At 63.6% G+C, this 7866-nt stretch carries 8 protein-coding genes; 5 read left to right on the forward strand and 3 right to left on the reverse strand.

Translation table 11 applies throughout. The annotated features are described in order from the left end of the window. The first annotated feature begins 45 nt into the window (after nt 1-45). Together WAN71_RS06725 and WAN71_RS06730 are read left to right on the forward strand one after the other, a co-directional pair. Nucleotides 46-522: a MarR family winged helix-turn-helix transcriptional regulator gene (locus tag WAN71_RS06725; protein ID WP_422224587.1), complete on the forward strand. Its 477-nt coding sequence runs from the start codon at nt 46-48 to the stop codon at nt 520-522. Nucleotides 523-679: 157 nt separating this feature from the next. Beyond that, nucleotides 680-1045: a PAS domain-containing protein gene (locus WAN71_RS06730; RefSeq protein WP_422224588.1), complete on the forward strand. Its 366-nt coding sequence runs from the start codon at nt 680-682 to the stop codon at nt 1043-1045. 22 nt (nt 1046-1067) lie between these two features. On the opposite strand, the gene WAN71_RS06735 is transcribed toward WAN71_RS06730, so the two are convergent. Together WAN71_RS06735 and WAN71_RS06740 are read right to left on the reverse strand one after the other, a co-directional pair. Then, complete coding sequence (locus WAN71_RS06735; protein WP_422224589.1) at nt 1068-1736, reverse strand: TetR family transcriptional regulator; 669 nt, start codon at nt 1734-1736, stop codon at nt 1068-1070. A gap of 35 nt (nt 1737-1771) precedes the next feature. Beyond that, on the reverse strand, nt 1772-3613 hold the full coding sequence (locus tag WAN71_RS06740) for a putative bifunctional diguanylate cyclase/phosphodiesterase (protein ID WP_422224594.1): 1842 nt from the start codon (nt 3611-3613) through the stop codon (nt 1772-1774). Between the two features lie 351 nt (nt 3614-3964). On the opposite strand from WAN71_RS06740, the gene WAN71_RS06745 reads away from it, so the two are divergent. The 3 genes from WAN71_RS06745 to WAN71_RS06755 all read left to right on the forward strand — a co-directional run bounded on the left by WAN71_RS06745 (nt 3965) and on the right by WAN71_RS06755 (nt 7068). Further along, nucleotides 3965-4660, forward strand: coding sequence for a TetR family transcriptional regulator (locus tag WAN71_RS06745; RefSeq protein WP_422224590.1), 696 nt, complete (start codon nt 3965-3967; stop codon nt 4658-4660). A gap of 67 nt (nt 4661-4727) precedes the next feature. After that, the gene (locus tag WAN71_RS06750; protein ID WP_422224591.1) at nt 4728-5957 is read left to right on the forward strand and encodes a M24 family metallopeptidase; all 1230 of its coding nucleotides are present in this window, start codon (nt 4728-4730) and stop codon (nt 5955-5957) included. After that, nucleotides 5947-7068 carry a M24 family metallopeptidase gene (locus WAN71_RS06755; RefSeq protein WP_422224592.1) on the forward strand — a complete coding sequence of 374 codons (1122 nt, stop codon included), beginning with the start codon at nt 5947-5949 and terminating at the stop codon, nt 7066-7068. Before WAN71_RS06750 ends, WAN71_RS06755 begins: the two co-directional genes overlap by 11 nt. A 65-nt stretch (nt 7069-7133) precedes the next feature. Here the strand turns inward: WAN71_RS06755 and WAN71_RS06760 are convergent. Further along, nucleotides 7134-7866 (reverse strand): SDR family NAD(P)-dependent oxidoreductase (locus WAN71_RS06760; RefSeq protein WP_422224593.1); only part of this gene is annotated, 733 nt, incomplete at its 5' end.

The following is a 7866-nucleotide window of genomic DNA, read 5'->3' on the forward strand; positions in this document are numbered from 1 at the left end:
GAGCGTAGCACGTTATTTGGCCGGCCAACCAGTTAGGCTGACGGCATGACACCCCAGCAACCGAGCCGCGATCCGCTCGACGTCGGGCCGGGTGGCCCGGTGAGCCGGGCCCTTGCCCAGGTGGTTCGGCTCCACCGCACCGCGGCGGGCGAACTCCTCAAAAGCACCGGCCTGTACCCCGGGCAGGAGGTGCTGATGATGCATCTATGGGCAGCGGGGGTCGTGCGCCAGGCCGACCTGATCAACGCCCTGGGTCTCGACCCGTCCACCGTGACCAAGATGCTTCAGCGGCTACAGCGCGCCGGCAAAGTCACCCGGACCACCGACCCCGCCGACCGACGCGCCGTGCTCGTCGAAGCAACAGAAAGCAGCCGCGCCCTTCGCCCCGAAATCGAAGCCGCCCAAAAAACGTTGGAAGAGCGCACCGTCGCCGCACTCGACACCGCCGAGCGCGCCGAACTGCGCCGACTGCTGGAAGAGGTTGCGGCCAACCTCAGCCTGCAGAACGCCAGCTGCCCGTAACGCAGCCCCGCAGCTCGCCTTCTACCACCGGCTTGGCGGAACGGTCCTCAATGGCCGCCCAGACGGGTTCGTGCTAACGCAGTCGGGCAACGAGGCGTTCCAGGCCCATAATCAGCCTGTGGAGCGAAGACGCAACGGCCGGTCTGGTCGATCGCCGATGAGCATTCTGAAGCAGTTGCCCGCTCTGGTCGTGCTCGAGCGGATCCCGGTCCCCGTGCTCGCTATCGCCCAGGATGGCACCGTGCTCTTCGCAAATACCGCGTTTTCAGAGATGGTCGGTCGCCCTTCCGAGGAAGTCTTGTCGCTGAAGTTCGATGACATCTTCTTCCACCTCGCGCCCACCACCGAATCCCCAATCTCCGTCGTTCAGGCATTGGCTGACATGGTGGTCGAATTGGCCCACCGGGACGGCTCGAGTGTGCGGGCCCTCATGAGCAAGTCGGCGCTGATACGTTCCGATGACGATATTGCGCTCGCAACATTCCAAGATTTGACCGAGCAGCTGTGGCGTGACGAGCGCTAGTTTTCGGAACGCTTATCGGCGGCTACACTTCCGGCGGCGAGACAGCCTTGATCGCGAGAGCCGTACGTCGCTTGACGAATTGGGAGAAATAGTCGAAGCGCTCCGGTCGCACGATGCCGCGAAGGACGGTCGACACGGCGTTTCCGAAGTCACTCAGAAACTGCACCGGTTCGTCCAGGCTGCTGGCCTGCCGCATCCCGACATAAAGGGAGACCAAGAGCCGCCCGATGTCTTCCGGATCACTTTGTTGGATGATGTCGCCCTCGGCGATGCCTCGTTGGGCGATCTCGGCCACGAATCGGATCCAGTACCCCAGCTGCCGCGCTTGCAGCTTCTCGGTGCGGCCAACTGACTCGAGCAGATTGAATGCCGCTCGAGTGACATCTTGGGTGAGATCTCCAACCGCCACCAGGTAGGAGATGTCGATAAGTGTCTCCAGCCCGGATAACTTTCGGGCGCGCAAGTTTTGGACGGCCTCGGTGTACCTTTCGATCTGCTCGTCGACAATGGCCAATGCCAGCGCATGCTTCGATCGGAAATGAAAATACATTGCGCCCTTGGTCAATTGGGCTTCAGAAAGAATGTCGTCGAGACCGACGGCGTAGTACGGACGCTGAGCGAACTGGTGTGCGGCGGCGCGCAGGATCTGATCTCGCGTCGTATCCGATCGCTTGTCGCTCAGGTCAGCCATCGTTGAATCCTGCAGCTATGAAACATCTTTTGCGTTTAGATCGTGCTTGGGGTCAGGGCTTGGCTGTCAGCTAGGAAAGGCATCGGCATCCAGCGCGAGGACAGCAACGATTCCATGGCGTTGCCCGGCAGCGGACGCGACAACAAATATCCCTGCGCTCGATGACATCCATGTCGCATCAAAGTCAATGCGGCGGCCGGTGTTTCCACGCCCTCGGCCACCACCTGCAGGTCGAACGCTTCAGCAAGGCCGATGATCGCCCGGACGATCGCCAGGTCGCGGCCACTGGTGCCGAGATCGCGAACGAATGACGTGTCGATTTTGAGCAAGTCGACCGGCAGCGACTTCAGGTGCGACAGAACGGCATAGCCGGTGCCGAAGTCGTCGATGGCAATCTGAACCCCGACTTCTTTCAACGCCTCGAGGGTTCTGCGGGTGGTGTCGATGTCGCGAACAACTGCGCGCTCGGTGATCTCCAAGCACACCGAGGCGCCGTCGATGCCGAACTCGTCGATCGTGTCGGCCACGCTCTCGACAAAACCGTGAGTGACCAGTTGGGAAGGCGACACGTTGAGGCGCAATGTGGCGTTCTGTCCCACGCCGTGCGAACGCCACCGGCTGAATTCCGCACACGCGCTTCGCATCACCCATCGGCCCAATTCCCCGCCGAGATTGGCAGATTCGGCCACGCCGATGAACGACTCCGGTAGCAGCAAGCCCCAGGTTGGGTGCCGCCAACGAACGAGCGCCTCGGTCGCCACAATCGCACCGGTCCACAGGTCGACCTCGGGCAGATAATGAAGCAGCAGCGCTTCGCTATCGATTTCGCCGCTGAGGTGGAGTTCGATGTCGTTGCGGAAGAGACGCTGCAGGGACATGTCGTCGTTGGACACGGCCACGTGGTTGCCGCCTGCGCGCTTGGCCGCCAGCACGGCCTCGTCGGCGCGATGAAGCAGATCGCTGCTATTGTCGCGTCCCGGCATGCCCACCGCCACGCCGACGCTGGCAGTGCGAGTGATCATATGGCCACCCAGCGCCATTCGATCGCGCAGCGCCACACACAACTCATCGGCGGTCTTCTCCGCGGTTTCGATCGACATCGGCCGATCGGGAACGACGACGAATTCGTCGCCGCCCAGCCGAGCGGTCATGCTTCCAGCGCCGGCTTTTATGCGCAGTTGTTCAGCGAATGTCCGGATGAACCAGTCACCGGCGCTGTGGCCGAGGTAATCGTTAATCGACTTCAGCCGGTCGAGGTCGAGATACAAAACCGGCACGGGGCCGGGCCGCCCTACTGTGAGTCGCTCGGAAAGATGGGCGATCAGCGCGCGGCGGTTGTGCAGGCCGGTCAGATCATCGTGCTCCGCGAGGTCGCGAAGTTTCTCTTCGGCTGTGATCCGTGCCTGAAGTTGCGCAAGCAGCGAAGCGATCGTCTGGATCGTGTTGAGTTCGTGGGTCCGCCACTTCTTACGACGAAATTTCATGCAGGTGAGCTGACCCGTAGTTAGCCCTCCCGAGACCAATGGTGCCGCAGCCGCCGAGGGCGACGTGATTTTGGAGGCCTCCAGGCCCCAGCGTTCGTAGGCGTCGGCAACCCAGCGCGCGAAGGCAGGCTCGGTTGGTTCTGGCCGGATCACCACCAAGTTCTTTCCGTGTTCGCACAGCGCCAGGATCGGGTCGGCGCTGCTGAAGTGCGCGACCGTCTGGGGATCGGGGCCTGAGTTTTCGCGTCGCGGTGGCCATGCTGCGACCAACCTGGAAACCCTGATCTTGTGATCGTTATGGCGCAAAAGCGCAGCGTCTATATCGAGATGCTGGACAAGCTCGGCGAGCACCTGTTCATTTACATCGGCGACGGTGGAAGCCGTCGTTTCCATTAATCGAGTGGCGACGATGGTGACCAGGTTGCGCGCCAAGGTCTCCTCCGATGTGGTGCGTAGCTCGGGGTGCCGCGCCGGCTTTCGAGGTCAAGCAGCAGCAGTCGAGAAGCAAAAGTATACGTCACCAATGCGGCGCGGTGCGGTCAGCGATGACGGGGCCTGCTAACCGCCAATTCCCGGTTGGCGGACGCTAATTGGGCAACGATAGCGATGCAGCGGTGGTGGATTGGCTCGGGGGTATCCGGAAATGTTCTTCACGCATTCGGGCATCCGCGTTTGCAATGTCGACCCGGTCACCGGCGTCGCGGGCGGCAGTTAAATAAACGGCTTGATTTAACCCTGGCGCGGGTGTTCACTTGGGCGGTGACCGCAGCCAGAGTCCTGCGCAACGATCGGTCGACGGGCACGCGAGAAGCGATCTTGTCGGCGGCTGAGCGGTTGTTCGCCGAGCGTGGCATGTACGCCGTATCCAATCGACAGATCAGTGAAGCAGCCGGGCAAGGCAACAATGCGGCGGCTTGTTACCACTTCGGCACCAGGACCGACTTGTTGCGTGCCATCGAAAGCAAACACCGTGTGCCAATCGAGGAATTGCGGGGGCAGATGCTGGACGGCGCCGGTAACTCGACCGAGCTCCGGGATTGGGTGGGCACCTTGGTGCACCCGCTCACCGATCACCTGGCGGCTCTGGGTAACCCGAGCTGGTACGCACGTTTCGCCGCTCAGGCGATGGCCGATCCCACCTATCGACAGGTGGTTACCGAGGATGCGCTCACATCACCGATGCTCGTTCGGGCGATCGACGGCATCAACCGCTGTCTGCCCGACTTGCCGAAGCGGGTCCGCTTCGAACGGATGGTCATGGCGCGCAATCTGCTGATGCACACTTGCGCCGAGCATGAAGGAGAGCTTGCCGAACACGGGCCGCGGTCACGGTCCAGCTGGCCGATCGCGGCCGAAGGGCTGATTGACGCGATCGTCGGCCTTTGGCGGGCGCCCGTTCACCGCGCCATCACGCGTGCGTCGTCGGAGCGCTATGGCTGACATCTCGGCTCTGCGAACTACCCGTGACATGGTCAGCGGCAACATCAAGAAAATCCTGGGTGCTTAGATGACGACTTCTCCTGCTGCACAAGCCTTCTTCGTCCCCGAGGAGCCCGATTGGCCGCGGATGCGTCGCGAAACCAGCGCGCGGCTTCGGTCGGCGATGGCCGACAACGGTGTCGATGCGCTGATCCTGCTGATGAACGACAACGTGGTCTATGCCACCGGTGCCAGTTGGCCGGTGCTGGATGCCGGCCTGTCGCACGTTGAACGGCCGGTAGCGATCGTACTTGCCGCCGACGAGCATCCCCATCTATTCATACCGTTCCGCGAAGGGGCCGCGTCGGAATCGCAAGTGCCGGCGGATCATCTGCATGGTCCGCTCTATCTTGAATTAGAAGAAGGCGTAGAGCAATTCGCGCGGGTGATCGGTGATTTGATCCCGCCGGGCGCGAATGTCGCGGTCGATGAGATGACCGGAGCGATGCGCAGGGCCGCGGGCCGGCTTTTTCCCGGCGGGCCGCCATCGGATGCCGCGGTGGTGGTAGCAGCGGCCAACCTGGTCAAGACACCAGACCAGATTGCTTGCCTCCGCAAAGCCACTCGCATCACCGAGCAGGCCATGGTCGATGTACAGAAGCAGTTGGCGCCGGGCGTGCGACAAACCGATCTGTCAGCCAGGCTGGTGCGCAGGGCATTCGAACTGGGCGCGACGGCCAACATGCTCGAGGCGATCTGGCAGGTGATGCCGCCATCGCGTGCTGAGGGGGTGTGGACAACACACCGCGACCTCGCGCTGCCGCTGCTGACCGCGGAACGCAAACTCGCCAACGGTGACGTGCTGTGGACCGATGTCAGCATCAGCTACGCCGGTTACTGCTCGGATTTCGGTCGAACCTGGGTGGTCGGCGACAAGCCGTCAGCGCGTCAGCAGCAGCAATTCGACAAGTGGCGGCAGATCTTCGACGCGGTGCTGAATGTGACCAAAGCCGGTGCCACGTCAGGTGATCTCGCCCGGGCGGCGATCGCCGCTAACGGCGGCAGCAAGCCGTGGCTCCCGCACCTCTATCTCGGACACGGCATCGGCACCTACCCCGCCGAACCGCCGATGATCGGAACCGATCTTGGCGAGGAATACGACGACAACTTCGTGTTTCCGGTCGGCATGGTGCTGGTCCTGGAGCCGGTGGTGTGGGAGGACGGCACCGGCGGCTACCGCAGTGAGGAGATCGTGGTGATCACCGAAGACGGCTTCATGCCGATTACCGACTACCCCTACACGCCTTATGGTCACTGAGATTTCGCCGGACGGGCCAGCGTTACGCCTGGGTCGTCGTCAACGGGCGCTGGCGCAGATGGAAGCTCACGATATCGACATCCTGGTGCTCGGACGACAGGCCAATGTCCGTTACGCCACTGGGGCGCCGCAATTGTGGATCGGCGGGACACGGCCGTTCGGCCCGGTCTGTGTGGTCGTGCGTGCCACCGGCGAGATCTACCTTATGAGCACCGCTGACGAAGGGATCCCCGAAGAGATCGGCCGCGACCGGCTCTACGGTCTGGCCTGGAATCCGATGACGCTCATCGAGGTGTTGAAGAATATAGACGGCGCGACGACGGCCAAGCGGGTCGGAACCGACGCGATTTCACCGACTTTCGCCACGTTGCTGCCGATGGCGTTTCCGAATGCCCAACTTGTCGACGGCGAAGTGGTGATGCGGACAGCACGGCGGATCAAATCGCCCGATGAAGTGGCGGCGATGAACACCGCGCTGCGGGTCGCCGAAGCCGGGATTGCCGCTGCGGTCGCGGAGTTGCGGCCCGGGCTTTCCGAGCAGACATTGGCTGGCGCGGTACTCGAGGCGATGGCCGCGGGCGGGGTGAGCACGCCGGCTACCCAGGACGCCGCATGGGTGACGTCTCGGCAACACCCGTGGCGGCGCGCAACCGGCGATGGCCAGGTCGCCTCCGGTGACCTGGTCGCGTTTTCTGCGGGCGCCTTGGCCGACGGATACGTCGCGGAGGTGGGCCGGACCTGGCCGGCCGGCGACACCGACAACGGGCCGACTCACAAGCTTTATCAACGCTCGAACGAGCTGTGGGACAGGCTGATTGCTGCCTGCCGTCCCGGCGCGCCGGCCAGTGATCTGCTCGCGGCTTACGACCTGGCCGGCGAGTCGCTGCCGCCGATGGCCGTCGCGCACGGGCTGGGGCTGGGCTTCGATCCACCGGTGATCTCGCGGCAGCTTCCGGCCACCGCCGAACGCGAACATCTGGATCCGGGGATGGTGTTGGCGGTTACCGGCTACGTGTGGCAGGAAGGCGTCGGCGCGGTTCTTCACCGCGACACGGTCGTCATCACCGACACCGGGCCCGAATTGCTCACTGCCAGCCCGTCGTGGCGGTAGTCAGCGGGCTCGCGCCAGCGCCGCATCGAAGCGATCGCCGGTGACCCAGCGATCGTCTGCGCCGGTCACCAGGTCTGTTCGGCGGCGCGAACCAACATGTGGTTGACGGCTACTCTGCGGTCGCGGGTGACCATGTACAGCACGGCATCGGCGATGTCCTCCGGCGCCAACTTAACCATGTCGGCAGTCTGACGATTGAATGCTTCGCGCGATTCCGGGGAAAGGTGATGACTGATTTCAGTGTCGACCGTGCCCGGCCCAACCACGCCGACCCGAACTCGCTTGCCCAGCAGCTCTTGTCGAATGCCCTCGCTGAACGCGTTTACCCCGAATTTGGTCAGCGAGTAAACGGCGGTGTTCGGCCGGGCGACCCAGCCGGCGGTGGAACTGATGGTGACCAGATCGGCGACACCGCGGGGTGAGTCCGCGGCCGCATCGATGAGGTGGGGGACCGCGGCCCGGGTGACGTATAAGACGCCCTGCACATTGACCCGCACCAGATCGTCCCAATCCTGCAGTGGCGCTTCGGCAGCGGGTGCCATCCGCATCAGCCCGGCATTGTTCACCACGGTGTCGAGGCGGCCCAGCTCGCCGACGATCCGCTGCACCGCCACGGCTACCTGTTCGGCGTTGGTGACGTCAGCGGGCACCGCCAGCGCAGTGCCGCCTGCCGATTCGATATCGGCCTTGATTTCGTCGAGCCGATCAGCGCGGCGGGCGACTAGGGCGACCGCGGCGCCTTGGGCGGCCAGCGCGCGTGCCGTCGCCGCGCCGATGCCGCTGCTGGCGCCGGTTACC

The organism is Mycobacterium sp., from assembly GCF_049280035.1.
Taxonomy (GTDB): domain Bacteria; phylum Actinomycetota; class Actinomycetes; order Mycobacteriales; family Mycobacteriaceae; genus Mycobacterium.

Coding starts and splice junctions, on each gene's coding strand:
- WAN71_RS06725 (WP_422224587.1), top strand. CDS start 46: ATGACACCCCAGCAACCGAGCCGCGATCCGCTCGACGTCGGGCCGGGT.
- WAN71_RS06730 (WP_422224588.1), top strand. CDS start 680: ATGAGCATTCTGAAGCAGTTGCCCGCTCTGGTCGTGCTCGAGCGGATC.
- WAN71_RS06735 (WP_422224589.1), bottom strand. CDS start 1,736: ATGGCTGACCTGAGCGACAAGCGATCGGATACGACGCGAGATCAGATC.
- WAN71_RS06740 (WP_422224594.1), bottom strand. CDS start 3,613: ATGGAAACGACGGCTTCCACCGTCGCCGATGTAAATGAACAGGTGCTC.
- WAN71_RS06750 (WP_422224591.1), top strand. CDS start 4,728: ATGACGACTTCTCCTGCTGCACAAGCCTTCTTCGTCCCCGAGGAGCCC.
- WAN71_RS06755 (WP_422224592.1), top strand. CDS start 5,947: ATGGTCACTGAGATTTCGCCGGACGGGCCAGCGTTACGCCTGGGTCGT.